Below are 26956 nucleotides of genomic sequence, written 5' to 3' on the forward strand. Positions count from 1 at the left end.
ACCTTATTCACAATCTTTTTTATAGTATTTCTTATTGTAGATGATTCCTCGGGCATTTTCAATATATATTCAGCATTATAGATTCCTTAATTAGGTAGCTTTACGCTCAACAATTTCTTTTACAGCCTTTTCAAACTTAGGACGGGGTACTAAAACATAACGTCCACAACCTATACACTTCAAGCCGAAATCAATTCCTGTCCGTGTAATCTCCCAGCGGTCTGACCCACAGGGATGACTTTTTTTCATTTTAACGATATCGCCAACTTCGTAACGAACGATCATTTATTCTCTTCCTCCTTTAGCCCTCTAAACATCTGTACGGGAGGCAAAATATGAGCCTCATCGAATAAACTTTTAATCTTGTATCTTAGCGCATTCTCTACTTTCCCTTGTTCTAACGGTACGGTCTTAGCTACTACACGAACTACTACTTCCTGTGAACGAAGATCTACAACTCCTACTACCGTAGGACCCTCTATCACTTCTATCATATCCTTACCAATCGCAACGCATGCTTGATCTAATAAGGATAAAACGTTAGTGATATCAGCCTCATAAGATACCGGTATATTCACCACCGCTTGCATATGGCCTCTAGTATAATTACTGACCCTAGATATGACGCCATGAGGAATAATATGCAATACTCCATTACCATCCCGCAATTTTGTAACTCGTAAACCAATATCCTCTACTGTACCTGCCATATCACCACTGACAATATAATCTCCGACTGCAAACTGATTTTCTAAGACAATAAAAAAACCTGTTACAAAATCTCGAATCAAACTCTGAGCCCCTACACCTATTGCTAACCCGATAATTCCGGCACCTGCTACAATAGAGGTGGTATCAATTTTAAACTCCTGCAATAACATTACAATGGTAATAAAATAAATCACATAACGTACAATGCTTTGTAATAATCCCCCAAAGGTTCGAGCGCGCTTTTCATCAAAGTGAAAGGCTTTAATCCCTACATTGGGAATGAATACCCGGTTAACAGCAAGGGAGAATAACCTCAAGATGATCGCAGCTACGAGTAAAATTCCAATAATCCGCATTATTTTATTACCAGCTAATAATAAAAAATCCGGTGTAAGCAACATGGGCATATGTCACTTCCTTTCCTTCATAGAGATTTTCGACACATTGTCTAACACTCTATAATGTTCTTTCTTTGATTTTATATAATTCCAATATATTATACATCCTTCTGAAAAACCCTTTTTCCTTGCTATACAGCAAAACTTTAAGTTAACTAGTCCTTCATCGATTCACAACTTCCTAATCATTCGCATATAATGTTGCACCAATGGTAAAGTGAGGCGACGTCTATGGCTACTACTTCCAGTACCAATCAAAATCCTCAACCCATTATTGATTTAATATTAGCTGACATAAACGCAATCATACCTAACTTTTCCTCTCTTGTTAGTTCCTATCGCTTATTAGTCGGAGCATCAGAGGAAATCCACCGTGTACCTGAAATCTGTCCTGATGTTTTTGAACGAGCAGTAAGACGCGCCGACAATGCAGGTACTATCATTGATATTTTTCTAGAACTATTGTGCTGCAAAATAGCTTTCAGTAGTGAATTTTTACAAATTTCCTGTGCCCCCGTAGATCTATTTCGTCTTCTCGCCAATCGCTCAACTGCCACAGATATACCGGCCCATACTGCCGAACAAGTGGTTGAAATGGAAGCACTACGAAGGGTTTTAGAACGATGTCATCCTAAAAACTCCTGTTTACCAGAATGCAACGAAGTGGTCTGTCCAAAACCCCCATCAATAGAGCCAACTCCAACTGGATCAACGGGACCTCCTCAGCCACCACCTAAAACTACACCCCAGCCCAATTATTCAGATATTGTAGAAGTAATAGGCGTTGCTCTTGCACAACTTGTTAGCAATCAGATTCGTCCAGCTTCTGAGGAAGCTGCCGATTCGGCATCACAACCTAGAGAGCAAGAGAAATTTGATTCTGCAAAAACAACGATTCCCGACAGTCGTGTGCGCTGTAAGCATTTACATAAATTCAGGTAAAGAAGACTTGATTCAGATGGAGTTTTAACTCCATCCGAATCTTAGCCCTTCTTATCCAGGGACTTAGCGCTCTTAACTCCCACTTATAAAAGATAGGAGTCTTAGAGCGGTTTAGTCATCGATAAAACTCTTACATAATTACAGTAAAAAAGATAGGAAAGAATCTAATTCTTTCCTATCTTACTATTCTTCTAAAGGACAAGGCCCTAACTCTTCATGATAATCACAAGGCTCAATGTGTATGACTACGTCACAGGGGCCAAGTTTATCCTTAATCTCCGCTTCAATTAGATCACATACAGCATGGGCTTTATTCAAATGCATATCCTTAAATAAAATAAGATGCATATCAATCAAACGCCAACTTCCAGAACGCCTCGTCCTGAGTTGATGAAAAGAGATAACTTCCTTATGACTAGTAATTACATCAATAATTGTTTGTTCTTCGTCTGCTGGTAAGCTAATGTCCGTTAATTCGTATAAACTCTTTTTTGTCATGCCATAACCAGCCTTAAATACCACACCCGCCACCACAATAGCAATCATTGGATCCAACCAAAAAATTCCCGTAATTCGGATAATGACTAAACCGACTAATACACCTACTGATGTCCAAATATCAGCCTTCAAATGTAATGCGTCGGCCTCTAATGCATGTGAACCAGTCTCTTTCGCCACTTTGAATAATTTACCTGATACCCAATAATTTACTCCTATAGAAATCCCCATCAAGATAATACCATATTCTAAGAACTCTGGCTTCGCTGTATTATGAAGCTTATCCCATGCCTCATAAACAATCCACAATGCTGCTGCCACAATTAATACGGCTTCAATAGCTCCTGATAGATTTTCAAACTTCCCATGACCGTAAGCATGATTCCCGTCAGGCGGTTTATCTGCCTTACGTACAGCATAGAACGCAACAATGGAAGCTAACAAATCTACACCTGAATGAGCTGCCTCCGAAATAATACTAACGGCTCCAGTGTAGAATCCTACCAGCAACTTTAATATTACAAGTACAGAGTTGGAAATAACGGATAGCCTAGCCGTGCGTTCCTTCAAATTACTATCTACATACTCCAAAGTATTACCTCCTAAATTTGGATAAGCAGATCCTCTTTGTTATAACCTAATATAGATTACAATATTCGTACTACTTATGAAACGTACCAACTCAATTCACTGTATCTATTATTAGCGGCAAAACAAAAAAATCTGCAGGTACCCTAAGGTCCCGCAGATTTATCTTTACCTGCTGCTTACTGCCCGGCCGCGCCAAAATCTAGGCCGCCTGTTCCTACCATATAATATAGTATCACATCCTTAAATTATGTGTAAATATTTTTACACATAATTTAAGGAAAAAGCACTCTACGATGGAGGATTGAGTTCTCACTAGATACGAACAATATGACTAATAGGATATCCTTTATCTTCTAATGCCTTTGCCAAGTCGTCTGTATCTACAATATCGGCGCGTATTATCATTTCTATTTTTCCATCAGGTAGGGCATAGCTAACCATACTTGTGATATTAATGTTCATTGCTAAGAACACTTCGGAAATTTCATGAAGCAATCCAATCTTATCTGTTACGTCAAGAGTGATGCGAGTCTTACCCTCTACTAGCCCCATAATATCAACAAAACTTTTGAAAATATCTGTTTCCGTAATTACACCTGCTACTACCTGCTGATCATTTACTACTACCAAGCCACCGATGCGATGATTATACATCAAGATAGCTGCTTCTTCCACCGTAGCACCTGCACTAATCGTAATAACTTGTTTTTGCATAATCTCTTTTACTTTCATTTTAGCTAACAAGTAATTCAGTTCAAAGATGGATAAGGCCGTGGCTGGAGATGCAGATACTGCACGAAGGTCTCGGTCAGTAACAATACCTACTAGTTTTCCGCCATCTACTACGGGTAAACGACGGAATTTATTAGTGCGCATAATCTCTGAAGCATCAGCAATTGTTGTAGTTGAAGTAATGGTTATGGGATTTGCTGTCATTCTACTTTCCACAAACATATTATCATCTCCACTTATTTTTTTCGATTACATTAACCGCCTAAGTAAGCTTTGCGTATTTCTTCACTTGCAGCCAGTTCTTTCGCATCACCTGAAAGCGTAATCCGCCCTGTTTCTAATACATAAGCCCTGTTGGCAATTGATAGGGCCATATGAGCATTTTGTTCTACCAAAAGAACCGTCGTACCACTCGCGTTAATTTCTTTGATAATCGAAAAAATTTCTTTTACTAACAAAGGTGCAAGACCCATGGAAGGCTCATCTAATAGTAACAAGCGAGGACGACTCATTAACGCACGTCCCATAGCCAACATCTGTTGTTCACCGCCTGACAAGGTACCAGCTAATTGACCACGGCGCTCCGATAAACGAGGAAACCTCTCAAAGACTTTCTCCATGTCTTCTTGAATCCCCTTGCTGTCACTTCTAATATAAGCTCCTAGTTCTAGGTTTTCTAAAACGGACATATTTGCAAATACTCTACGTCCTTCAGGAACCTGGGAAATGCTCATTTTTACAATATCTTGAGCTGCTGCCCCTGCAATGTTTTTTCCCTCAAAGGTAATCTGACCAGCCTTAGGTTTTAATAGTCCAGAAATAGTACGTAAAATTGTACTCTTACCCGCTCCATTTGCACCTATTAAGGTAACAATTTCACCTTCTTGCACCTCAACGCTAATACCTTTAAGCGCATGAATTGCACCATAAAAAACATCAATATTTTCTATTTTTAACATGACTCAACCTCCTCTCCGAGGTAGGCCTCAATAACCCTAGGGTTATTCTTGATTTCCTCAGGCGTTCCTTGGGCAATAATACTACCATATTCTAGTACATAAATACGTTCGCAAACATTCATAACTAACTGCATATCATGTTCAATTAATAAAATTGTTAAGTCAAATTCTTGTCTTATCCACTTTATCATTTGCATTAATTGCTGAGTTTCCTGAGGATTCATCCCCGCCGCTGGCTCATCAAGCAGTAGAAGTTTTGGCTGAGCCGCTAAGGCTCTAGCAATCTCTAATCTACGTTGCTCACCATAAGGTAAATTCTTAGCAATTTCATCCTTCTTATGGCCTAACTTAAATATTTCTAATAATTTTATAGCTCTTTCTTCAATTTCTTTTTCTTCGCTATGATACCTACCCATACGCAATACAGACTCTAATAGTCCATACTTTACATGAAAATGATAAGCAATCTTAACATTATCCAGTACAGATAACTCAGAGAACAAACGAATATTTTGAAAGGTTCTAGCTACCCCTTTTTGGGTAATTTGAAAGGGTTTAAACCCGATAATACTTTTGTCATCAAAATCAATCTGGCCTGTTGTCGGCTGATAAACACCTGTTAACAAATTAAATGCTGTTGTTTTGCCAGCTCCATTCGGACCAATTAAACCAATTAACTCGCCTTTGTTAATATCTATCGAAAAATCAGATACGGCCTTTAGTCCGCCAAACACTTTAGAAAGTTTAGTTGCTTTGAGTATTGCCACGCTTAGTACCTCCCATCAAACGGCCAAAGATTTTAAGGCTGATTTCCTTGTTGCCAAATAATCCTTGTGGCCGATATAACATCAATACAATTAGCATTAATGAGTAAATAATCATGCGCCACTCTGGATAGCCAGCTAATGCGGCAGAAACAAAGGTCAACAAAACAGCAGCAGTTATTGATCCACTAATACTGCCTAATCCGCCTAACACAACGATTGTCAAGATATCAAAGGATTTCATGAATGTGAAAGACGCGGGATGGGCAATATAAAAATAATGAGAGAATAAGGTTCCTGCGACACCAGCAAAGGCAGCACCAATCGTAAAAGCCATTACCTTATATTTGGTAGTATCAATCCCCATATCCTCCGCCGCAATCTGATTTTCACGAATAGAGATGCAAGCTCGGCCGTGCGTAGAATTAATTAAATTTCTAATGAAAAATACAGTAATCACTGTAGCAAAAAATACCCAAGTAAAATTACTATAGCGAGGAATACCCATAAAACCAGAAGCTCCGCCCACATAAGGAATATTAAGAATGGTAATACGGATGATCTCCCCTAGGCCTAATGTAGCTATCGCTAAATAGTCTCCGTCTAATCTAAGGGTAGGCAGCCCTATTACGAATCCCAAGAAGCCAGCCGCAGCCGCGCCCCCTAAAATAGCAACAATGAAAGGTAGTTGTAATTTAACTGTTAGTACGGCACCTAAGTAGGCCCCAACAGCCATAAAACCAGCATGACCAATGGAAAATTGCCCTGTAAAACCATTAATTAGATTCAAGCTTACTGCCAGTATGATATTAATACAAATCAGAACTAAGTTTAGCTCCCAAAAGGGTCCGATAATATCTAGCATAATCAACCCTTGAACAACTGCATAAAAAACGACACAAGCTGCCAGTGCTAATAATTCTTTTTTATTTTTTCCCATTATTCATTGTCACCTACACTTTCTCACGCACATTTTTACCTAATAAGCCAGATGGCTTAAATAGTAAAATAATAATTAAAATGGCAAACGCTGCAGCATCACGGAAGGTGGATGAGATAAAGCCGCTTACCATAGCTTCAATGATGCCCATTATAATACCACCAAGCATCGCTCCTGGAATAACTCCAATACCACCAAGTACAGCAGCAACGAAGGCTTTAAGCCCCGGCATAATACCCATTAATGGATCAATAGAATTATAGTACACACCCACTAGCATACCAGCAGCTGCCGCCAATGCAGAACCGATGGCAAAGGTAATAGAAATAACGCGATCAACATCTATCCCCATCAATCTCGCTGCATCTGTATCGAAAGATACAGCTCGCATAGCTTTACCTATTTTTGTACGCTGTACAACATAGGTCAAAATAATCATAAGGACTACGGAAATTGCTAATATTATCACCTGTTGGCTATTCACTACAATGTTACCAAAGTTAAACACCTGAGATTCGAATAAGGCTGGAAAAGTGCGGGGTTGCGGTGTAACAAGCAGCATACCGCCATACTCTAGTAGTAACGATACACCAATTGCTGTTATCAGTATAGCAATTTTAGGTGCCTTTCTGAGTGGTCGATAAGCCAATCTTTCAATTGTCATCCCAACTACGGCAGCCACTACCATGGATATAATTAACGCTGGGAAAAAGGAAAGTTTGAGTGCTGTTGTTGCAAAAAATGCTACATATGCGCCTACCATATAAATATCACCGTGAGCAAAATTAATTAATTTAATGATACCATACACCATGGTGTAACCTAAGGCAATTAGCGCATATATACTGCCTAGGGATATACCATTAATCAATTGTTGTATGAATTGCTGTGTAAATGAAAAATCCATGACCCGCCTCCTACATTTATTTTTTATTTAGAAAAGATAAAGCAAATGCTTTTTCCCTTTATCCCTTAACTTCCTCTCTCTCGCTTTATTTTTATTTTTTATCACATCCTTCTTTTAGTATCCTGGAGAAAAACAAAGAGGTCTCATAAAGTCTAATAGAGTCTATTTTAAAATCCCCATCTACCTTGTTATCCCTGGCGTTATCGCTCAACGTACCTCTTTGTACGCCTCCCTCAAATGCTCATAAGGACTAGCATCTGGACATCTAAAAACAGCCTCTTCACAAGTCGTGCGTTTTTTTAAACCCACACTAATATTTCTATTATTCTTTACAGTAGTTTTACATTTGTCTTCCTTGAGTGAATACGTCTTTATAATTATATACGTAATTATAGATACATTGTCCGTTACTGTCAATACATTTATAAATTTTCTCGCCATTTAATCTTTGTCAAGAGAACAAATCGTCTTTGCTACAGTACTTTTTTATTATATTTTTTTCACTTTATATTTAACTGTAAAGTTTTAACCTTAAGCACCTCTTGCTTAATTCTTATGCAATATTTGTGCCAAATTCAATTATTTAAAACAATATTGATTTATTTCCTTATTAATAACTTCATTTTCCTTGTTTTGCTTACAAGAAGCCGTTTTTTTAACCATTTGAGCTAATTAGCAACTAGTCAAATTATCTTAGTTCATGTGGAAGATAAGAGTTTTTCGTCTGCATTTAGACAGTATCGTCAAATTATAGATAGTGCTATTTAACATATCAAACATCTTATCCAATTGCCCTGCAGCCTAGGATCCGGGAAAAATAAAAGAACCACAAAGACACAAAGAAGGGATCTACTACATTCTTGTACCTACTTTGTGTGCCACACCTGTGACACTGTGCCTTTGCGGTTCTTATTTGCACATCTAATAAGGGGTTTTCTATGTCAGCTTATTGACATGAACTACTGCAGCGTAAGGTAGTAATTTATGGATTAATTTTTTCTTTAAAGGTTTGCTTACCATCTTTCATCTCAATAATTACAGCACTTTTTACTGCATCATGTGTTTCATTTAAAGTAATCTTACCTGAAACAGCATTATAGTCTTTTGTTTTTGCCAACTCATCTTTAATTTTCACTGTATCTACACTATTTGCCCGTTTAATAGCCTCGATAACCATCATGGTAGCATCATACGCTAAAGCAGCAAAAGCATCCGGTGTTTCCTTATATTCTGCCTTATATGCATCAACAAATGATTTAATCTCTGGGCTATTATCGTCCGGTGAATAATGATTTGCAAAGAATGTATTATTCAACGCTTGCGGTCCTGCAATTTCTGGAAGTTTAGCCGAATCCCAGCCATCACCACCCATAAACGGCATATTCAAACCAATTTCACGAGCTTGCTTTATAAGCATTCCTACTTCTTGATAATAACCAGGTACAAATACGACATCTACATTCGCTGCCTTTATCTTAGTTAAGGTAGCTTTAAAATCTGTGTCCTTCGCTAAATATGCTTCTTCCACAATGACTTGACCGCCGTTTTTAATAAAGGTTTCTTTAAAGAATTGTCCTAAACCTTTAGCGTAATCACTAGAATTATCAATATAAACGGCTGCGGTCTTGGCTTTTAGAGTTTTTGTGGCAAAGTTAGCCATTACAGAACCTTGGAAGGGATCAATAAATGCAGCCCTAAACAAATAATCTCGAACTTTATTCGTTGTGGGATCTACAGTAACTTTAGGGTTTGACGCTGTTGGACTAATGGCCAATACTTTATTATCTTGGTTTACTTGAGCACCAGCAATTACACTAGAAGAAGCAATCGGGGCAATGACCGCGACTACCTTATCTTGAGTAATTAATTTCTGCATAGAATTTGCGGCTTCTGCAGCTTCACTCTTATTATCAGCAATGACTAAACTTAATTGCTTACCTAATACACCGCCCTTAGCATTGACTTCTTTGATTGCTAGATTAGCACCGTTACTCGCCGACTTACCAAAAGTTGCGTTACCACCAGTCATTTCTAAATTAGCTCCAAGCTTAATTACATCTACAGCTGGTTTACCACCACCACAACCTGTAACTGCTAGTGCTATCATTGCAGTTGCCATAAGGGCACCGATCCATTTTCCCTTTTTCATGTTAAACACACACTCTCCCCCTACTTGTTACTTTTCTAAAAACTATACAGCTCTATTTTTCCCGTTACACCACCTAGTCCTCTCCAGGCGAATATACGTACTCAATATAAGGTGTATTATAGACATATTGTCTTTGTATGTCAATACTTTCGAGGAGGACATTGAGTCATTTGTTCTCACGCAGTGGACATCGACTGTTTTTCAATGTAACGGAACTCTATATTCTCCTTTAACTCCTAATCTTAAACAATTTTTGTTTAAAAAAAGGACTCAGCAGGTGCCGAGTCCTTTTTTCTTATTATTTAAGGATTAATTTTTTCTTTAAAAGATTGCTTGCCATCTTTCATTTCGATAACAACGCCACTCTTAATTGGATTATGACTAGCATCGAGGGTAATAATACCTGTTACCACTTGTAAATCTTTTGTTTGTTCTAATGCATCTCTAATTTTACTTGGATCTGTACTATTTGCGCGTTTTATTGCATCAATTACCATCAATGCACCATCATAACCTAGAGCAGCTAGGGCATTTGGTTCTTCCCCATATTCTTTCTTATATGCAGCTACAAATTTTACAATTCGAGGATCTGTGTCTTGGGATGAATAATGACTGCTAAAGAATGTATTATTTAGTGCGGCTGCGCCAGCGACTTCTACTACCTTAGGATCATCCCAGCCATCTGTACCGATTAGCGGTATAGAAATTCCTAATTCACGAGCCTGCTTCGCAATTTTGCCTACCTCTTCATAATATGCAGGAATAAAAATGGTATCCGCATTCATTACTTTAATTTTTGTCAAAGTTGATTTAAAATCTTGATCTTTTTGTAAAAATGCTTCTTTGCCAACAATTGTTCCACCATTTTTGACAAACTGGGCTTCAAAAGCTTCTGCTAGTCCTTTGGAATAATCAGAACTGTTGTCTATATAAATGACAGCAGTTTTTGCGTTTAGGGATTTGGAAGCGAAGTTAGCCATTACGGTTCCTTGGAAAGGATCGATAAAGCAACTACGGAAAGCATATGGTTTCACTTTACCGTTATCATCTACTGTAATTTTGGTATTTGTACCAGTAGCAGTGACAACGGGAACTTTATTATCTTGACCTACCTGTAAAGTTGCTAATACATTTGAACTCGCTACGGGTCCTAAAACAACAGATACTTTATCCTGGGTAATTAGCTTTGTTATCGCATTTGTAGCTTCTGAGGGCTCTGATTTATTATCTGCTACGATTAATTTAAGTTGTTTACCAAGAACCCCCCCTGCTGCATTTGCTTCTTTAAAGGCTAGCTCAATACCATTTTTGGTAGCTTTACCATAGTTGGCAACACCACCTGTCATTTCCATATTGCCACCAATTTTTATTTCTTTAGAATCACTTGCCGATGGCGTTGAGCCACAACCTGTCAACATTAGGCTAACCATAGCTACTGTTACTAATGAACCAATAAACGACAACCTCTTTTTTGACATCATTCTTCCTCCCTTATCTCCTGCATTACATCTTTACACATTTTAATTTGCATTTAGCAGTAAAGTGCGTCACCAGAATATATTTGTTTATGTATGCTATTATATTTACTACTCTTGTTACTGTCAATACTTTTTTAATATGACTTGTCTTTAGCATTTAATAAGGATTCCCTGTGAAAAAATAAAAAAGCTAATTTTTAAATCTGAAACGCCTATATCCATCTGACACAAACATAATATCTTTTATCTTTCCCTACCCAACTATTCCCGTTTTTATGTTCTTAAAATAAAAAAACTCGGCATCAAGCCGAGTTTTTCATAATCTTCTTATTCAGGATTTATTTTCTCTTTAAACGTTTGTTTGCCATTTTTCATTTCAATAACAACGCCACTCTTAATCGGATCATGATTGGCATCTAACGTAATCAAACCAGTTACTACTTGTAAGTTTTTTACTTTTTCTAGTGCCTCTCTTACTTTCTCAGGTTCAGTACTATTGGCTCTCTTAATGGAATCCACTACCATTAACGCTGCATCATAACCTAAAGCTGCGAAAGCATTGGGCTCTTGTCCATATTCTTTCTTATAAGCTTCAACAAACTTTGCAATATTAGGATCCGTATCTTGTGCAGAGTAATGATTACTGAAGAATGTATTATTTAATGCATCAGCACCAGCCACTTCGGCTATTTTAGGGTCATCCCAGCCATCTGTGCCAATTAGTGGTATAGAAAGTCCCATCTCACGAGCTTGTTTTGCAATTTTGCCTACTTCTTCATAATAAGCAGGAATAAAGATTGTCTCAGGATTCAACGCTTTTATTTTAGTTAGTGTTGATTTAAAATCCTGATCTTTTTGTAAAAACGCTTCCTTCCCTATAACTATACCACCATTTTTAACAAATTGGCTTTCAAAGGATTCTGCCAGGTTCTTAGAATAATCTGAGCTGTTGTCAATATAAATGACTGCTGTTTTAACATGTAATGTCTTCGCAGCGAAATTAGCCATAACAATTCCTTGAAAAGGGTCAATAAAACAGCTACGGAAGATATAAGGCCTTACTTTACCATTATCAACTGTAATTTTAGCATTTGTTCCAGTTGGGGTGATAACCGGAATTTTATTATCTTGGGCAACTTGCAAGGTTGCTAATGCATTAGAGCTAGTAATAGGACCCATGATAAGAGAAACTTTATCCTGAGTAATTAATTTTGTTGTTGCATTAGTAGCTTCAGATGCCTCAGATTTATTATCAGCTATTATTATTTTAATTTGTTTACCAAGAACCCCTCCTGCCGCATTTACCTCTTTAAAGGCCAATTGAATGCCATTTAAAGCAGATTTACCATAATTGGCAACACCGCCGGTCATTTCAACGTTTGCACCAATTCTTATTTCTTTTGAATCATTCGCTGCTGGCGATGATCCACACCCTGCTAGCACCGCTCCAACGATAATTACTGTAATAAAGCCAGCTGCCAATAACCATTTTTTCACATCTTCGTCCTCCTAAACCTAATGTAACCAAGAGCCCTACACCGCCTGTCTTCACAGCGAGAGAAGCTAGTAGTTCAATACGAACAATCTGTACTTGCTATATTACATTTATCCTTTGTGCCCCCCTTAGCACTTATCATTACACAATTACATAATTTTATTTTTATATTGTTTGTGCAATATTGTATTTGTAACATATTTGTCTATGTAGGCTATTATATTTACTTCATTCCCTACTGTCAATACTTTTTTGTCTCACTTAAACGTACTTTGAGTATCTCACTCTCCTCAGGGCATACATTTGTCGTGATACAAATGTACATCAAAAAAACCAGTAGGACAATGACCACGTACGTGGTCATTGTCCTACTGGCTCATAATTTAATATATATATATCTAAATAAACAGCGATCTAGGAATCTATAATTTACCTGAGAAATTCTTCACTATAAATATACTACTGTAAATCGTACTTATTAACTAACATGATATAAAGGTGAAGTGGTTGGATTACAAATTTGGCCATTTGGACAACCAATTAAGTTTCTGCCACTCTCTTTGGCGTTGTATAAGGCTTCATCGGCAATCCTAAAAAGCTCTTCAGTTGTTTCTATCCCTTCTTTGCCAATAGCATATCCAATACTAACTGTTACATGTAATGCAGATTCCTTTCCGAAATAGAAGGGGTGTCGCTCTACATTATTTGAAATCCGTACAGCTGTTGTCTGCACTTCCGTTTCATTACTACACTGAATTATCACTGCAAACTCTTCGCCTCCATAACGAAATACCATATCGCCTTCTCGTAGACTACCTTTTAATACTGTCGCCATATCCCTAAGCACAGCATCACCGCATAAATGTCCATAGGAATCATTAAAAATCTTAAAATAATCTACATCTAAGAGCAGTATTGCTATATTATAGGGCACTAACTCCTCTAATTTATTCCGGAAGGAACGATAGTTATATAATGTAGTCAGCTCGTCCTTTTCTGCTAATGCACTTACCGTTTTATAGGAATTTTCCATCTGACTGAGTAGTTGTTTTACTTTTTCATTTTGGTGTAAGGCTTGGTGTTCAAGCTGTGATAAATGTTGAGCCAAAACATTCACATTGATAATCAATAAACTGTGCATTATAATCCAAATCATATTTTTTTGATCAATTTCCACTTGGTCTATACTGGCAACAAAAAAAATGACTGCAATCACCATTGCTCCAGCCAAGGAGTATTTACGATCAAATGTTAAGCCGATCTGAACAGCATACAAATAAAATAATACTACTGCCATAAAATTAGGGGTGCTCATATAAAAATAGACTAATAAACTGACAGTTAGAAAAAATGTGCTTATATCATAGGCAGCGAATCTCTTTAACGGAAAAACAAGTAATACTCCATATACTATAGCCAATAGTATATATAGATATATTTGGCTATTTAGCAGGTCCGATACCGTTATTAATTGTAAGGCTAAACAACAACCTAGTGATATAAGATTTGCAATATATCCAATCTGTACCTTTTTATGAGTCTCATATTCAAGCATGCCCAACCCTCTTTTAATATTATTATAAACCCAGACACTTTCCGCTTTTATTATATAATGGTATTTACTCCACTTTTTACCAAACTCCTGCTTTTCTAAATCTTTTTAATAATAAAAAAAATCCTTCCTATTCCAATACTTTTTGGGAATAGGAAGGATTTTTTAAAATAAGGATGCTTTCATTCTATGAATGTATCGGCTGCTTATTATCATGCATTGACCAAATACCACAAGGGCAAATACCAGCGCATATGCCGCAACCAATACATTTATGAGAATCTGATTTATACTCAAAATTACCATCTGCACTATGAGTTCGGGTAATGGCGTTTTCCGGACAAGATCGTTCACACATATGACAATCACGGCAAGTTCCGCAACTAATGCAGCGCAAATGATCATCATCTGCTTTTGGAACCTCACAGCTATGGCACTTTTTGAAGTAAGCTGTGCTTAAACGATTGGTATCAATTTTAGTTTTTTGCTGTGTTGTATATATGGAACCAGTCAAATAGGCATCTACTGCTGAAGCAGCCTGTTGCGCTGCACCTATGGCATCTACCATACGCCCAGGTTTTACAGTGTCACCTGCAGTATATACGCCTTCTGCAATTTTATAATCACCAGAAGCTATTAAATAACCACGTTCAGTTACAATGTCTTTTGGTAAAAATTTAAGTTCAGGCACTTCACCAATTGCAATAATTACAGTATCACCTTTAATAAATTCGTTATCTTGAGTAACAATGCCTTCAGCGGTTACCTCTTTGGTAGAAACAGGCCATAATAGCTTCCCACCTAAATCTTCAACGTGAGCTATTTCTTTAGCATCAGCAGCTGGTCGCTGAACATCAATACAAATTACCTGTTCTGCGCCCATCTGATAGGCTCCCACTGCTGCGTCCATCCCTGAATTACCACAGCCGATTACAATTACATTTTTGCCAACCTTAGGTTTTTTCCCTTTGTTGATTGCCTTAAGAAAATCAATCCCCTTTAGAATTCGTTCATGTCCTGGCCAAGGGACCACTTTACCAATATGTCCTCCTGTAGCGACTACAACTGCATCATGAGTTTCTCTGATTTCAGTAAATTTTACTTCATCTACAACCGTATTATTTTTAAATATTACGCCCATGTCTTCAATACGCTTCAACTCTTTGGCTAACGTGGATTGCGGTAAGCGAGAACGAGGGATTACCTGTTCTAGTTTTCCGCCCATCTTTTCATCCGCTTCAAATACAGTCACGTTGTGCCCCTTCCGAATTAGCTGCCATGCCGCAGTTAAACCGGCTGCACCACCGCCAATAACTGCTACAGATTTCCCCGTTTTAGCAGTTGGTTTTGCCAATGTAACATCTTTAGAATAGGTGCCAAGTTCACCAATTTGCACTGAAATATCTAGATTCTTACGCGTACAATCGTCCATACAAACATTTGGACATACAGCGCCACAAACCGAACCAGGGAATGGGGTATATTCTAAAACTAGTTTATAAGCTTCTTCTACTTTGCCTTCACGCAGTAAATTAAAACGACGATGAGAAGGTATGGATGCAGTACAATTAAATTCACATGGCGAAGCATAAAGAGCATTTTCCCACACAGGAACACGCTGACGATATAAATCAGTAGTTACTAATCCAATTACAGCAAAATCGTCTTTCAATACGTCACTAAAAATGCCACTTGGTACCCATTCTTCTGTACGATAGGATAAGATATTTGTCTGCGCTACTTTCACGCGTTCATCATATTTTAAAGGAACTACCTTATACCATTCTGCCCAATTACTTAATTCTTCCCGAATTTCCGGTCGAGCAATCGATGTAAGAAAATCATCCATTTTATTATCCAAATAGGCAATATCAGCTTCGCCAAGAGGTGTAATTTTGACATCTTTCTTAGAAATTCCGGAAGCATTTCCCCGGAAATATAATGTTCCCCCTACCATACCAATACAGGAGCGATCACCTAATACGGACTCAAATTTTTCACTATCATAACCACAGATAACTGCAATACCACCAGACATAAACTCAAAGGAAAAACTACCGCAGTTTTTTAACACCCAAAATTCCGGCGGGGCATAAAGAGGATCATGTTTCATTAGAGACCCAGAGCGAGTACCTGCCCGGCCCCCAATATAAATATTACCGGATGCCGCACAATGAGCTGCTGTATCACCAGCATCCCCACGCACTACAATTTTACCGCCAGCATTTAGCCAGCCCACATCAGCAGAAGCCGATCCTTCTACGACTATTTCAGTACCTTCCAGACACATAGATCCAACCCGTTGTCCAGGGTTTTTAACAAAAAACTTTAAATCTTTTCCTTCTGGATGCCAAAGAGGTCCTCCAATATCATGTTGGCCGGAAGCCTCTATATGAAATTCTGTTTCCCCTGCTGCTACTGCTTCATTAATAGCTTGCAGCAGATCCTGGGTAGACATTCGCTGATTTTTGTCGAGACCATTTATTTTAAACATACTGCTTCCCTCCTAACAAACATACTGGATTGCTAATTTTTCAGCAACGGCTTGATCCGTAGTTACTAAGGCATCTGAACGCCCTACAGGTAGCGAACTATTACCAATAGGAGCCATTAACTTTCTCAGCTCACTATCAAGGGCTAGCATATAATCTACAATATTCTGCGCCCCTTTATCAATATCAAGGCGTTCTACAAGGCGAGGATCTTGCGTACAGATACCAGCTGGGCATTTTCCCGTATTACATGCATTACATCTGCCATGTTCATTTCCTACACAGCCAAGTAACTGAATTAGTATTTTTCCTAAGAAGATACCATTTGCACCTAAACAAATTACTTTAAAGGCGTCAGCTGCTGCATTTCCTGTCAAACCAATACCGCCACCTGCCCATAACGGAATCTGCCCTTGTCTTCCTTGTTTTACAGCAGACAAATAACACTCTCTTGTCTTTGAGACTACAGGGTGCCCTGTATGATCGAGCGATATTTCATTCGCTGCACCAGTACCACCTTGGATGCCATCTAAGAAAAATCCACCACAAATTCTATAAGGATCCCGTAAAAGATTATTATATACAGAAACAGAAGTCGCCGAGGCGGCGCACTTAATAGCAACTGGAACTCTAAACTTAAAGGCTGCATTCATAGATAAAAACATTTTTTGCACGGATTCTTCGATGGAATACAAGCCTTGATGATTCGGCGGTGACATAAGGTCAGCTTTAGGTACACCCCGAATAGCTTGCACATGATCTGCCACCTTGGCGGCAGGTAAGAGACCTCCATCTCCAGGTTTTGCACCTTGCCCAATTTTAATTAAAATTCCTGCTGGATCCACCTTCATTTTAGGTATTGCTTTAACAATCCGATTCCAACCAAAATGGCCGGAGGCAATTTGTAAAATCATATATTTTAGCTGTTCTGATTCGAGAAGTTTAACTGGCATTCCACCTTCACCAGAGGACATACGTACAGGCATATTATGTTTTTCATTTAAATATGCAGTTGCTAAAGCAACAGCTTCCCAGGCTCTCGTGGACAAAGCACCAATCGACATATCACTAAAAATAACAGGATAAATCCAATTGACTGGTGGCAGTTTCGCTGTCAGATTTAATGTACCATTTGATGCACTTAAGGGAAGCTCATGAGGCAAAAGCACCCTCCCAAAAGGAGCTAAAATATCAAAGGTATGACGCTCTGAATCTAGAGCCGGATCTGTCATCTGAGAAATACGACCTATAATTATATTATCAAGGGTCCGCCCACTATTTAAGCTAGTTCGCCCCCCTCTTTTAATTGGTGATCCGCCTTTTCTTGCCAGCAAGTTAAAACGGGAATCAGGATTACGAACTGGCTTAATTGCCTGATTGGGACACACTTTCTCACACATACCACAGCCGGTACAGGCGTGTTCAATGCTATTTCTTTGCTTGATCGTAAGCACTGCACTATGTTTTTGTGTTGGCTCAGGGCGATGGCCAGTAGAAACAGTAACAGAACGACGCTCTACCACTGGCTGAATGGCTTGAAACGTGCAAGCAGCAACGCAGCTGCCGCACATGGTACAGCGATCAGGCTTGGTTTCAATCTTCCAAGGCAAATCATTTACGGTTATATCTTGCGTTTTTACTGTTTCCATCTCTCTACCTCCAATTGCTGATTAATGATCACTACTTCACGTTCATTTGGATACACATCTAACTCTTGGTTACGATTTGGCAAAATAGCATTCAGACCACATACCTCTGACGCAATAGCTACCATATTTTCATCCCCACCAACGACTACGGGACGTAATTTTTTAGAATCACAGCATGTCACAATATCTCCGCTGGGCAACATGGCAATTACTGTATTAGGTCCATTAATTTCTAAAGAACCTAAGGACTGCCGAATCGCTCTAAGTTCAGCACTATCTGAGCGCTCAGAAATTTCGTTAAATGGCAATGGAGTAATGACATGTTTGTAATACTTGATAGGCCATTTCAACTCTTGCAATACATAATGTAAGGTATAAAGAAAGTTTTGGGAATCTGATTCAAAACCAATATACCCGCGATGCAATGACTTTTGATATTCTTTATTCTTAGTATAAAAAGTGTTTTCGCCGTTAGCACACAAGGTATATCCTTGTAAGAAAAACGGATGGGCAGCATAACGTACAATATCATAATTTGTGTTTTGTCTACATTGGACAACTACATTTTTGGCCATTAAGTCACCATTGTTATCCCACAACTTAAAGTAAGTAGCAATATCCCATGGATCACCAATTTCTTTTAATGTAAGAACATCGGGCCAGAAGGAATATACATAACCTTGCTCTTGTTTTTCTAGAAGTTCTCTAAGTGCCAATCTAGTATCTAGTAATAACTCTCCCTTTGCCTCTTCCGTGGCATCACGGTAATATTCAGGATATTCATAATTGCGGAAAATATAATAAGGCATAGCCTTAATATCTAGCTTTACATTTTTAACGCCACGCGGAATCCACTCTGCTAGTTGTATAAAGTCATTTGCTTCCATATAATCTTCGACCAGCTTAGCACCTTTTTGCGTACAGGCTAGAGATAATAAGGGTTTGTCTTTATGTTGTGAAAAAACCCCCGCTAGATCCTGCATAACCATAGCAAACCCTGAGTTATCATGGCCTTCCTGCTGCGGCAGCATTAAATGCAACGCCGCTGATGGATGGAAATAATCCTTGCTTTTAATGGCACCAATTCTACACATAACTTTCCCCCACTCCTCATATCAAAATTCTCTTTTATATACCACAGCTACCAAATGCTAGAACGTGAAAAAATCAACTATATCTTAGCAACAGAAAAGACCCTGGAAACCGCTGGATGTAAAGTCAGCCTATAAGTAGAAAACAAGAATTACTCTACCACCAAGCTTCATTTATCCAGGACTTCCCGCAGGGCCTTTTTTACCCACGGTGTTGTGCAAATTGCACCTGTACCGCTTGGACCAGCCGCTTTACCGCGCGGAACCCTAGGTACACTCCTAAAAATCTTTTGTATTATTGACAAAAACACTTTTGTTTCACTTACTACATTATAAAAACGAAATTCTTTACTGTCAATATGTATAGAAAATAATACATTATACACATGTTATACATATGAACTAAAATATTATTCTGAAAACTTCTGTATTTATACCTATACTATAATACTTGATAAATATATATTATGTATATTTATTCACAAATTCTGTTGATGTTTTTTAGTAAGCAGTAATGTAAATCATTATTCACCTTTTGTTCTTACTGTAATCCAGCCTAAAATTTATAAGTAATCATTAATATCATATGAACCTTGTATTGCATTGTTTTGCAGTATACAAAATATTTTCTTCCCAAATACACTCCAAACAAAGGATAGTAACTCTTTTTACTTTGCATAAAATATTATAGATCACCATATAATATTCCTATATTCCCCAGTATTTCCGTTAAGTCCCACACTGCTAAATAGGAGATTTTATATGTTAAATAATCTTTTGAAATTCCCTAAGCTAAGTTCTGAATTTAAGCTTAACATCAGCCAACCAACTGCCATGTATGATATTGCCATCCATTTACGCAGTATTATGCAAGAAGCCACTACAACGAATGGTTCATTAGTTGTGTTATGCATTGGTACAGATCGCTCTACTGGAGACTCCCTCGGTCCCCTTACGGGAACAAAGCTACGCTCGTTTAACTCTTACCCTCATATTTATGGTACACTTGATGAACCAATCCATGCCACCAACTTAAACGATACGGTAAAGTCCATACAAAAAAATATTTCTCAACCTTTTATTATTGCTGTTGACGCTTGTCTCGGCCGTACAGAAAGTGTTGGATGCGTTTCACTTGGCAGAGGTCCATTAAAACCAGGGGCCGCGGTACATAAAGATCTTCCGTCTGTGGGAGATGCCTATATTACAGGGATAGTAAATGTAAGTGGTTTTATGGAACATCTAGTGCTGCAGAGTACTCGTTTAAATTTGGTTATGAAAATGGCAGATACCATTGCCCATGCTATTTCTTATGGGCTACGGACCTATACAAAACCATAAAGATAAGAAAAGACTTGGCTTGTGCCAAGTCCTCGGATGCAGGCAGAAGCCTTAGTCGTTCTTACTTGGAATCAAGAAAGTGTTATACTTTCTGATTCCGTATAAAAAGAAAAGCCGAAGCTCTAAAGAGCTTCGGCTTTTCTATTACATCCTACCTAATTCTTCAATAATTTCGTTGAAAGTTTTTCCTGTCGCATTAATAACAGGTACATCCGTGGCCGTATCTTGGATATTTAATAAGTTAATATCCGTTCCGCCTACAACAATTGCATCCACACCAACCAAATCACTTTCACTTAAGTCAACTACCTCATAGCCTTTCGTTTCAAGTATATCAGCCAATCTGGATAACGTTTTTTCCACTGCAATAATACCTTGCATATCATCCACCTCCGGCTATAGGGTTACCAAAATAATGGAAGATTATACTGGTGATTGGCAGTTTAAAACAATTTTTTTACTTTTTCAATAGTTCTTTTATCTTATTAACTACGTTTTCCACTGTAAAACCGTATTCCCTAAGTAAAGTTTCTTCCGGCCCCGAAGCGCCAAAGCGGTCAATAGCAAGTACACTTCCATCATCGCCAACATAGCGCTCCCATCCTAAGGAAGATCCCATCTCAATGGCTAGACGAACTTTTACATGTGGTGAAAGTACCGTTTTCTTGTATTCATCAGATTGTTTTTCAAATAAGTTCCATGAGGGAAAACTAATAACTGATACTGAAATATTTTCTGCTGCTAGCAGCTTTTGCGCTTTGACAGCTAATTGTACTTCTGAACCGGATGCTAACAGCAATGCCTCTGGTTTATCTCCTGCTGAGATAATATACGCCCCTTGTGCCACACCCTGTTCTGCGATTTTATTGGTACTATCAATGGTTGGGAGATCTTGGCGAGATAGAACCAGCACCGTGGGCGTAGCCGTTGAAGTAACAGCTACCTTCCATGCTGCTACTGTCTCATTGCCATCTGCTGGACGAATTACATTGATATTGGGTAACGCCCTAAAAGACGCTAGCTGCTCAATAGGCTCATGAGTGGGACCGTCTTCACCAACGGCAATACTATCATGAGTGAATACATAGGTCACAGGAAGTTTCATCAAAGCCGCCAAGCGAATCGCTGGCCGCAGGTAGTCCGAGAAAATAAAGAATGTTGCTCCGTATACCTTCAGCCCACCATGTAAAGCCATGCCATTTAGAGCCGCTCCCATGGCAAATTCCCGCACACCAAACCAGATATTACGTCCACTATAATCTTCTGCTAAGAAATTTCCCCCATTTTTTATCATCGTCTTATTGGAACTCGCCAGATCTGCCGATCCGCCAAAAAATGCGGGAATACTCTTTGACAGTATATTTATTACTTCACCGGAGGAAGAACGCGACGCTATCTTAGTTCCTTCTTCGTAACTTGGCAGTTTTTCATCCCATTTATTTGGAAGACTGCCCATTATGGACTGACGAAGTTGCTCAGCGAGTTCTGGATATTTTTTGGCATAGTTTGCTAAAGAAGCATTCCACTCATGTTCTAACCCTTCGCCTCTTTGCTTCACTTGTTTTTCGAAATGTTTGTAAACAGAATCAGGAACATAAAATTCCTCTTTGTAGGACCATTGGTAAAACTCTTTTGTCAACTGAACTTCTGCTTTTCCTAGAGGTGACCCATGAGAAGCAGAAGATCCGCCTTTATTTGGCGCACCGAAACCAATTACTGTTTTGACTTCAATTAAGGTCGGTCTATTTGTATCGGCTTTTGCCTTCGTTAATGCCTCATCAATTGCAACTAAATCATTACCATCTTCTACTAAAATAACTTGCCAGCCATAAGCCGTAAACCGTTTCTTCACATCTTCAGAGAAGGATAGACTCAGTTTTCCATCTAGGGAAATATCATTTGAATCATATAAAACAATTAGTTTGCCAAGTTTAAGATGACCTGCAAGAGATGCCGCCTCAGCAGATACACCCTCCATCAAATCTCCATCACCGCACATACTGTATGTATAATGATTTACAACTTCATAATTTTCTTTATTGTAGATAGCCGCCATGTGACGCTCGCCCATAGCCATCCCCACAGCCATTCCTATTCCTTGTCCTAAGGGACCAGTGGTCGCATCGACTCCTGGGGTGTGGCCATACTCAGGATGACCAGGTGTTTTACTCATCCATTGGCGGAAACCTTTTAAATCATTAATAGAAAGGTCGTAACCAGATAAATGTAATAAGCTATATAACAACATGGAACCATGTCCCGCAGACAAAACAAAACGGTCTCGATTAAACCATTTAGGATTAACCGGATTATGGGTTAGATGTTTTGTCCATAATTGATAGGCCATAGGTGCTGCCCCCATGGGCATTCCAGGGTGGCCAGAATTGGCTTTCTCAATTCCATCAATTGCTAAGGTACGAAGTGTATTTATCGCCAGCTGATCTATTACTTTGCTTTCCATGATAATTTTCAGTCCCCCTTTAGCTTATATTTACATTTGACCTTTTACACACCAATTTAAAGAAGTTTTCTATTTTTCCTGACCTTGCCCGTAATAAGCATTTTTTCCATGCTTTCTGAGAAAGTGCTTATCTACTAATACCTGATCAATCGGTTTAGCGCCTTGATTTAATGAGCAGGTATAAAGGGCCATTTTGGCAAGCTCCTCTAATACTACAGCATGATACACGGCTTCATGAGCATCCTTACCCCAGGAAAAAGGACCGTGATTCGATACTAAGACACCTGGAACATGCAGAGGGATCTTGTCTTTAAAAGTTTCAACAATGACGTTACCCGTCTCTACTTCATAGTTATCTTCGATTTCTTCTGCCGTTAACTTCCGCGTACAAGGAACTTCGCCGTAAAAATAATCTGCGTGAGTCGTGCCAAATGCAGGAATCGGTCTACCTGCTTGGGCCCAAATCGTAGCAAAGGTAGAGTGAGTGTGGACAATCCCGCCAACACTAGGAAACTTATTGTATAACACTAAATGAGTTGGAGTATCTGATGAAGGACGGAACGTTCCTTCTACCTGTTTACCTGATAAGTCTACCACTACCATATCCTTCGGCTCCAGCTTGTCATATTCTACACCACTCGGTTTAATAACAACTAAACTTGTTTCTCGATCAATACCACTAGCATTACCCCATGTGTATAAAACTAGCCCTTTTTTTTGGAGTTCCAAATTCGCTTCCCATACCTTTAGTTTAAGTTCTTCTAACAAAGTTAGCAACTCCTTTTGTAAATGTTATCATATTCCTTGCGTGTTTTCTTTATTTTTCTTATGAATAATAGAAATCCGTGATTCTTTCAACAGTTTCTTCTAAGATCCCCAAGTCCTCCAGTATCTGCATTACACCGAATCTTTGTCGAATTTCTTTGGCTGTAAGTAAACTTAACCGAAATGACTCCCTATCAAGCTTAAGGTCAAGGGGAGTCAGCTTAGAACCTGCTTGTTCCATCATTTTACAATAGGAAATGGGCGTTGGCATTGTTAAAAACACATTTGTTTTCAGCTCATCCCATTTTTTCACAATATGCTGAGCAGCTTTTTCTCGCTTGGCTGCAGTAAAATTAATATAAGGAGCTTTCTTTTGGATGATTTGTGATGCTACATTGCCAAATAGATTTTTTATATTCTGCTCCCATTTTTCTCTTGTAAAGGACCTAAACTTACCATCAGCATATACTTTATCAATATCTAACGTTAGTAAATGCTGGTAAATATGAAGTATAATCTCCGTTCCAATTCCAACTTGATTACCATGTAAGTGTGTTTCCTGTTTACGAATCAAACCTAGCATTTCCCACGTATGAGATAGTAAGTGCTCCTCCCCCGAAGCGGGTCTAGAGCTCCCTGTCATACCAATACACATGCCCGATAGAATTAAACCTTCAATGATACTGCGAATGGACTCTGGATTTCTTGCCATAATTCCAGAAGCACTGTCAACACATTGCTGAACTGCTTTTTCTACTAACTGGGCTGTAATTTCACAATAATATTCACCATGAAGAATATTAGCTATTTTCCAATCTGCAAGAGCGCTATATTTACCTACAATGTCGCCAAGTCCGGCATGAAGCATATTGAAAGGTGCTTCTTTCATAATCGACAAATCTGCAATGATAGAATAAGGATATACGGCATCATAAGTAACTTTAACCCCTTTCGTAATTAGTGGCGAAACCATGGAAGCATAACCGTCCATAGACGGTGCAGTACACACCACTATATAAGGAATCTTTGTTTCATGACTCAAATATCGCGCAAGATCATTCAGTGTTCCCGAGCCGACTACTACAATAGCCTTAATAGTGGAATTCACCGCACCTTGCAATTGTCCCAAAGCCTCTTCATCGGGATGTAGATGAGGATTAGAAAAAATCACTTTTTCTAGCTTAAAATCTTGGCTAAGAATCGATTCTACCTCTCTTCCCCCTGCTTCATAGGTATTGCGATCTGCAATAAATAATAATGTACCCTTTTCAAAATCCTTAAGAGAATCGCTTATATCAGAAAGAATATTACTACCAATACGAACTCCTTTAATATCAATACTATGGTTTTTTCCGCAAGAACAGGAAAACTGTAAACCTGCCATCTCTTCTGGAGATTTTAGCAATAATTCATTCATATAAATCCACCTCATATTTCCTAATTATTCCTGTTTTTCTTTGATTGTATCATAAGATTGTCGTAAAAAAAGGCCGTTGCAAGAATTTTTTCCTTGCAACGCTCATTTCCTTTATTACGTTAGGTTTGGACTGATCGAATATAACATTACTTTATTTTTGTAAGGTTTCTTTAAGCTATGCACTGATATTAGATTCTTCCGTACTATCCATTACATTTTTCAAGGCATTTTGATCTAAATAATTATAGATAGATTCTTTGTTCTTTCTAAAGGTGAGATATGCCATGAGATATACCCCTACTGCAATAGCAATTAGTATTGGAGACTGGCTGAGGAAGGCCAAGAATACCAATCCCATAAGAGGCTTACCTAAAATATTGAAACTGGTAATTAACAATGCACCAACTGGTAAATGAACTCCCACTGAAGCACAAATTTCGGTAAACATAGGTGCCGTATATGTACACATATATAATCCTGCACTAAACCAAATAGCACCAGTAATGAGTACTTTAAATATATTGCCATTTACTAGTGGAACAATCCCTTGCACCATGAAAGGTAATGCTAGCAAATCAACTACCGGTAATACTTGGTTTCCAGGTAGTACAATTGCCAGGAAAACCATAACGGGGATAAGTATAATTCCTGAAATTAATGTTGCAGGCTCGCCATAGCCAGTTGCATCATTTACCCCAAGATACCATTGACGTGCTTTACTATCTTTCTTAACTGCTTTTCTCGCAGCTTCTGTTATTGGTAAGAAAGCTTGCGCAAATAGACCTGCCACTCTTGGGAAAATTGCCATAATAGCACTAGTAGCAATACCCATCGTCATGACTTGCCCCCAAGCTGGCAAGGTATTTAAACTTTTGAAATTCCCCATAATGCCAATAAAGATACCAAGTAATAAACCTAAGGATACAGGTTCACCGAAGAATCCCAGTTTCTTTTGCAACTGCTCAGGACTCAATTTAATTTTATTTAAACCAAGGGAATTTAGTAGGGGATCAAAGAGTACCGTAAAAATGGCTACTTCGATATTATGCATAGCAATGATAGTGCAATTGGGATAGTTATAGTAAGTTGACCATCTTTTAGCCAGTATTTCTGCAATTAACAAACTGTACATGTTTAATAAGATCATACATCCTAAAGATAACAACATATTTTGGGTTGCAAGGTAAACCATAGAACCCCATACCATATAGGAGTAGTTATTCCATAAGTCACCCGGTTGAAAAACATCTGTCCATTTAGCTAAAAATAGCACTGTTTGGACCAATAAGCCAACGCCTAAGAAAACCATACCAGCCTCTGTAGAATAAGCCACCAATGCAGTCGCCTGCCAGCCTACATCGAATACAGGCAGTTGTATTCCCGTATTCTCAACCATACTTTTTACTACAGGTGTGATAATTGGTGTGAAAGCATTTAAGAGCAGCGTAAACCCTTCTAACCCAACCCCCGCATATAATGCTGAAAAAAACGCTTTCTTAGTATTTACTTTTAAAATTTTAGCAATAACAAAAATGATAACTGGAACAAAAACAGGCGAACCGAAAGTCTGAAAGATCTCTTTTAATGCTTGTAAAAACATAGATATTCCCCCTAAACTTATTTA

The 26956-nt window shown here is 38.4% G+C and carries 22 protein-coding genes and 1 riboswitch; of the genes, 2 read left to right on the plus strand and 20 right to left on the minus strand.

All coding sequences use genetic code 11. The features are described 5' to 3' along the window. Nucleotides 1-90 precede the first annotated feature (90 nt). Nucleotides 91-285 carry a DUF951 domain-containing protein gene (locus QSJ81_RS14535; RefSeq protein ID WP_285718088.1) on the minus strand — a complete coding sequence of 65 codons (195 nt, stop codon included), beginning with the start codon at nucleotides 283-285 and terminating at the stop codon, nucleotides 91-93. Continuing rightward, nucleotides 282-1118, minus strand: a complete 837-nt coding sequence (locus tag QSJ81_RS14540; protein ID WP_285718089.1) for a mechanosensitive ion channel family protein — start codon at nucleotides 1116-1118, stop codon at nucleotides 282-284. Before QSJ81_RS14540 ends, QSJ81_RS14535 begins: the two co-directional genes overlap by 4 nt. A 222-nt stretch (nucleotides 1119-1340) precedes the next feature. On the opposite strand from QSJ81_RS14540, the gene QSJ81_RS14545 reads away from it, so the two are divergent. After that, a complete protein-coding gene (locus tag QSJ81_RS14545) occupies nucleotides 1341-2051 on the plus strand; it encodes a hypothetical protein (protein WP_285718090.1) in 711 nt (236 codons plus the stop codon). 183 nt (nucleotides 2052-2234) lie between these two features. Here QSJ81_RS14545 and QSJ81_RS14550 read toward each other — a convergent pair whose 3' ends face one another. The 13 genes from QSJ81_RS14550 to QSJ81_RS14610 form a co-directional block, all read right to left on the minus strand. Further along, on the minus strand, nucleotides 2235-3140 hold the full coding sequence (locus tag QSJ81_RS14550; RefSeq protein ID WP_285718091.1) for a cation diffusion facilitator family transporter: 906 nt from the start codon (nucleotides 3138-3140) through the stop codon (nucleotides 2235-2237). A gap of 144 nt (nucleotides 3141-3284) precedes the next feature. Beyond that, nucleotides 3285-3366, minus strand: a riboswitch (NiCo riboswitch). Between the two features lie 86 nt (nucleotides 3367-3452). After that, complete coding sequence (locus QSJ81_RS14555; RefSeq protein ID WP_285718092.1) at nucleotides 3453-4094, minus strand: CBS domain-containing protein; 642 nt, start codon at nucleotides 4092-4094, stop codon at nucleotides 3453-3455. Between the two features lie 32 nt (nucleotides 4095-4126). Beyond that, nucleotides 4127-4831: an ABC transporter ATP-binding protein gene (locus QSJ81_RS14560; RefSeq protein WP_285718093.1), complete on the minus strand. Its 705-nt coding sequence runs from the start codon at nucleotides 4829-4831 to the stop codon at nucleotides 4127-4129. Continuing rightward, the gene (locus tag QSJ81_RS14565) at nucleotides 4825-5598 is read right to left on the minus strand and encodes an ABC transporter ATP-binding protein (RefSeq protein ID WP_285718094.1); all 774 of its coding nucleotides are present in this window, start codon (nucleotides 5596-5598) and stop codon (nucleotides 4825-4827) included. Before QSJ81_RS14565 ends, QSJ81_RS14560 begins: the two co-directional genes overlap by 7 nt. Next, nucleotides 5576-6535, minus strand: coding sequence for a branched-chain amino acid ABC transporter permease (locus QSJ81_RS14570; RefSeq protein WP_285718095.1), 960 nt, complete (start codon nucleotides 6533-6535; stop codon nucleotides 5576-5578). The genes QSJ81_RS14565 and QSJ81_RS14570 overlap by 23 nt, the downstream gene beginning before the upstream one ends. A gap of 13 nt (nucleotides 6536-6548) precedes the next feature. Then, nucleotides 6549-7442 carry a branched-chain amino acid ABC transporter permease gene (locus tag QSJ81_RS14575; RefSeq protein ID WP_285718096.1) on the minus strand — a complete coding sequence of 298 codons (894 nt, stop codon included), beginning with the start codon at nucleotides 7440-7442 and terminating at the stop codon, nucleotides 6549-6551. A gap of 982 nt (nucleotides 7443-8424) precedes the next feature. Beyond that, nucleotides 8425-9591, minus strand: coding sequence for an ABC transporter substrate-binding protein (locus tag QSJ81_RS14580; RefSeq protein ID WP_285718156.1), 1167 nt, complete (start codon nucleotides 9589-9591; stop codon nucleotides 8425-8427). Nucleotides 9592-9893: 302 nt separating this feature from the next. Further along, nucleotides 9894-11069, minus strand: a complete 1176-nt coding sequence (locus QSJ81_RS14585) for an ABC transporter substrate-binding protein (RefSeq protein ID WP_285718157.1) — start codon at nucleotides 11067-11069, stop codon at nucleotides 9894-9896. A gap of 327 nt (nucleotides 11070-11396) precedes the next feature. Next, the gene (locus QSJ81_RS14590; protein WP_285718097.1) at nucleotides 11397-12566 is read right to left on the minus strand and encodes an ABC transporter substrate-binding protein; all 1170 of its coding nucleotides are present in this window, start codon (nucleotides 12564-12566) and stop codon (nucleotides 11397-11399) included. A 476-nt stretch (nucleotides 12567-13042) separates the two neighbouring features. Next, nucleotides 13043-14119 carry a diguanylate cyclase gene (locus tag QSJ81_RS14595; protein WP_285718098.1) on the minus strand — a complete coding sequence of 359 codons (1077 nt, stop codon included), beginning with the start codon at nucleotides 14117-14119 and terminating at the stop codon, nucleotides 13043-13045. A gap of 184 nt (nucleotides 14120-14303) precedes the next feature. Then, entirely contained in the window at nucleotides 14304-16610 is a 2307-nt protein-coding gene (locus QSJ81_RS14600) for an FAD-dependent oxidoreductase (RefSeq protein WP_285718099.1), read from the minus strand. Nucleotides 16611-16622: 12 nt separating this feature from the next. Next, the gene (locus tag QSJ81_RS14605) at nucleotides 16623-18257 is read right to left on the minus strand and encodes a glutamate synthase-related protein (RefSeq protein ID WP_285718100.1); all 1635 of its coding nucleotides are present in this window, start codon (nucleotides 18255-18257) and stop codon (nucleotides 16623-16625) included. Then, nucleotides 18245-19351 (minus strand): class II glutamine amidotransferase domain-containing protein, encoded by a 1107-nt coding sequence (locus QSJ81_RS14610; RefSeq protein ID WP_285718101.1) that lies wholly within the window; start codon nucleotides 19349-19351, stop codon nucleotides 18245-18247. Before QSJ81_RS14610 ends, QSJ81_RS14605 begins: the two co-directional genes overlap by 13 nt. A gap of 759 nt (nucleotides 19352-20110) precedes the next feature. On the opposite strand from QSJ81_RS14610, the gene yyaC reads away from it, so the two are divergent. After that, nucleotides 20111-20689 carry a spore protease YyaC gene (gene yyaC / locus QSJ81_RS14615; protein ID WP_285718102.1) on the plus strand — a complete coding sequence of 193 codons (579 nt, stop codon included), beginning with the start codon at nucleotides 20111-20113 and terminating at the stop codon, nucleotides 20687-20689. Nucleotides 20690-20833: 144 nt separating this feature from the next. Here yyaC and QSJ81_RS14620 read toward each other — a convergent pair whose 3' ends face one another. From QSJ81_RS14620 to QSJ81_RS14640, 5 genes are all read right to left on the minus strand, one after another. Beyond that, the gene (locus tag QSJ81_RS14620) at nucleotides 20834-21070 is read right to left on the minus strand and encodes a YkuS family protein (RefSeq protein ID WP_285718103.1); all 237 of its coding nucleotides are present in this window, start codon (nucleotides 21068-21070) and stop codon (nucleotides 20834-20836) included. 76 nt (nucleotides 21071-21146) lie between these two features. After that, complete coding sequence (gene tkt, locus QSJ81_RS14625) at nucleotides 21147-23150, minus strand: transketolase (RefSeq protein WP_285718104.1); 2004 nt, start codon at nucleotides 23148-23150, stop codon at nucleotides 21147-21149. A gap of 69 nt (nucleotides 23151-23219) precedes the next feature. Continuing rightward, nucleotides 23220-23918, minus strand: a complete 699-nt coding sequence (locus QSJ81_RS14630; RefSeq protein WP_285718105.1) for an L-ribulose-5-phosphate 4-epimerase — start codon at nucleotides 23916-23918, stop codon at nucleotides 23220-23222. 58 nt (nucleotides 23919-23976) lie between these two features. Beyond that, on the minus strand, nucleotides 23977-25332 hold the full coding sequence (locus QSJ81_RS14635; protein ID WP_285718106.1) for a sn-glycerol-1-phosphate dehydrogenase: 1356 nt from the start codon (nucleotides 25330-25332) through the stop codon (nucleotides 23977-23979). A 175-nt stretch (nucleotides 25333-25507) separates the two neighbouring features. Continuing rightward, nucleotides 25508-26932, minus strand: a complete 1425-nt coding sequence (locus QSJ81_RS14640; RefSeq protein WP_285718107.1) for a PTS galactitol transporter subunit IIC — start codon at nucleotides 26930-26932, stop codon at nucleotides 25508-25510. Between the last annotated feature and the right edge of the window lie 24 nt (nucleotides 26933-26956).

The organism is Pelosinus sp. IPA-1 (assembly GCF_030269905.1).
In the GTDB taxonomy this organism is placed as follows: Bacteria; Bacillota; Negativicutes; order DSM-13327; family DSM-13327; genus Pelosinus.

Coding starts and splice junctions, on each gene's coding strand:
- QSJ81_RS14585 (WP_285718157.1), bottom strand. CDS start 11,069: ATGTCAAAAAAGAGGTTGTCGTTTATTGGTTCATTAGTAACAGTAGCT.
- QSJ81_RS14635 (WP_285718106.1), bottom strand. CDS start 25,332: ATGAATGAATTATTGCTAAAATCTCCAGAAGAGATGGCAGGTTTACAG.
- QSJ81_RS14555 (WP_285718092.1), bottom strand. CDS start 4,094: ATGTTTGTGGAAAGTAGAATGACAGCAAATCCCATAACCATTACTTCA.
- yyaC (WP_285718102.1), top strand. CDS start 20,111: ATGTTAAATAATCTTTTGAAATTCCCTAAGCTAAGTTCTGAATTTAAG.
- QSJ81_RS14605 (WP_285718100.1), bottom strand. CDS start 18,257: ATGGAAACAGTAAAAACGCAAGATATAACCGTAAATGATTTGCCTTGG.
- QSJ81_RS14620 (WP_285718103.1), bottom strand. CDS start 21,070: ATGCAAGGTATTATTGCAGTGGAAAAAACGTTATCCAGATTGGCTGAT.
- QSJ81_RS14595 (WP_285718098.1), bottom strand. CDS start 14,119: ATGCTTGAATATGAGACTCATAAAAAGGTACAGATTGGATATATTGCA.
- QSJ81_RS14610 (WP_285718101.1), bottom strand. CDS start 19,351: ATGTGTAGAATTGGTGCCATTAAAAGCAAGGATTATTTCCATCCATCA.
- QSJ81_RS14545 (WP_285718090.1), top strand. CDS start 1,341: ATGGCTACTACTTCCAGTACCAATCAAAATCCTCAACCCATTATTGAT.
- QSJ81_RS14560 (WP_285718093.1), bottom strand. CDS start 4,831: ATGTTAAAAATAGAAAATATTGATGTTTTTTATGGTGCAATTCATGCG.
- QSJ81_RS14535 (WP_285718088.1), bottom strand. CDS start 285: ATGATCGTTCGTTACGAAGTTGGCGATATCGTTAAAATGAAAAAAAGT.
- QSJ81_RS14600 (WP_285718099.1), bottom strand. CDS start 16,610: ATGTTTAAAATAAATGGTCTCGACAAAAATCAGCGAATGTCTACCCAG.
- QSJ81_RS14570 (WP_285718095.1), bottom strand. CDS start 6,535: ATGGGAAAAAATAAAAAAGAATTATTAGCACTGGCAGCTTGTGTCGTT.
- QSJ81_RS14580 (WP_285718156.1), bottom strand. CDS start 9,591: ATGAAAAAGGGAAAATGGATCGGTGCCCTTATGGCAACTGCAATGATA.
- QSJ81_RS14540 (WP_285718089.1), bottom strand. CDS start 1,118: ATGCCCATGTTGCTTACACCGGATTTTTTATTATTAGCTGGTAATAAA.
- QSJ81_RS14575 (WP_285718096.1), bottom strand. CDS start 7,442: ATGGATTTTTCATTTACACAGCAATTCATACAACAATTGATTAATGGT.
- QSJ81_RS14640 (WP_285718107.1), bottom strand. CDS start 26,932: ATGTTTTTACAAGCATTAAAAGAGATCTTTCAGACTTTCGGTTCGCCT.
- tkt (WP_285718104.1), bottom strand. CDS start 23,150: ATGGAAAGCAAAGTAATAGATCAGCTGGCGATAAATACACTTCGTACC.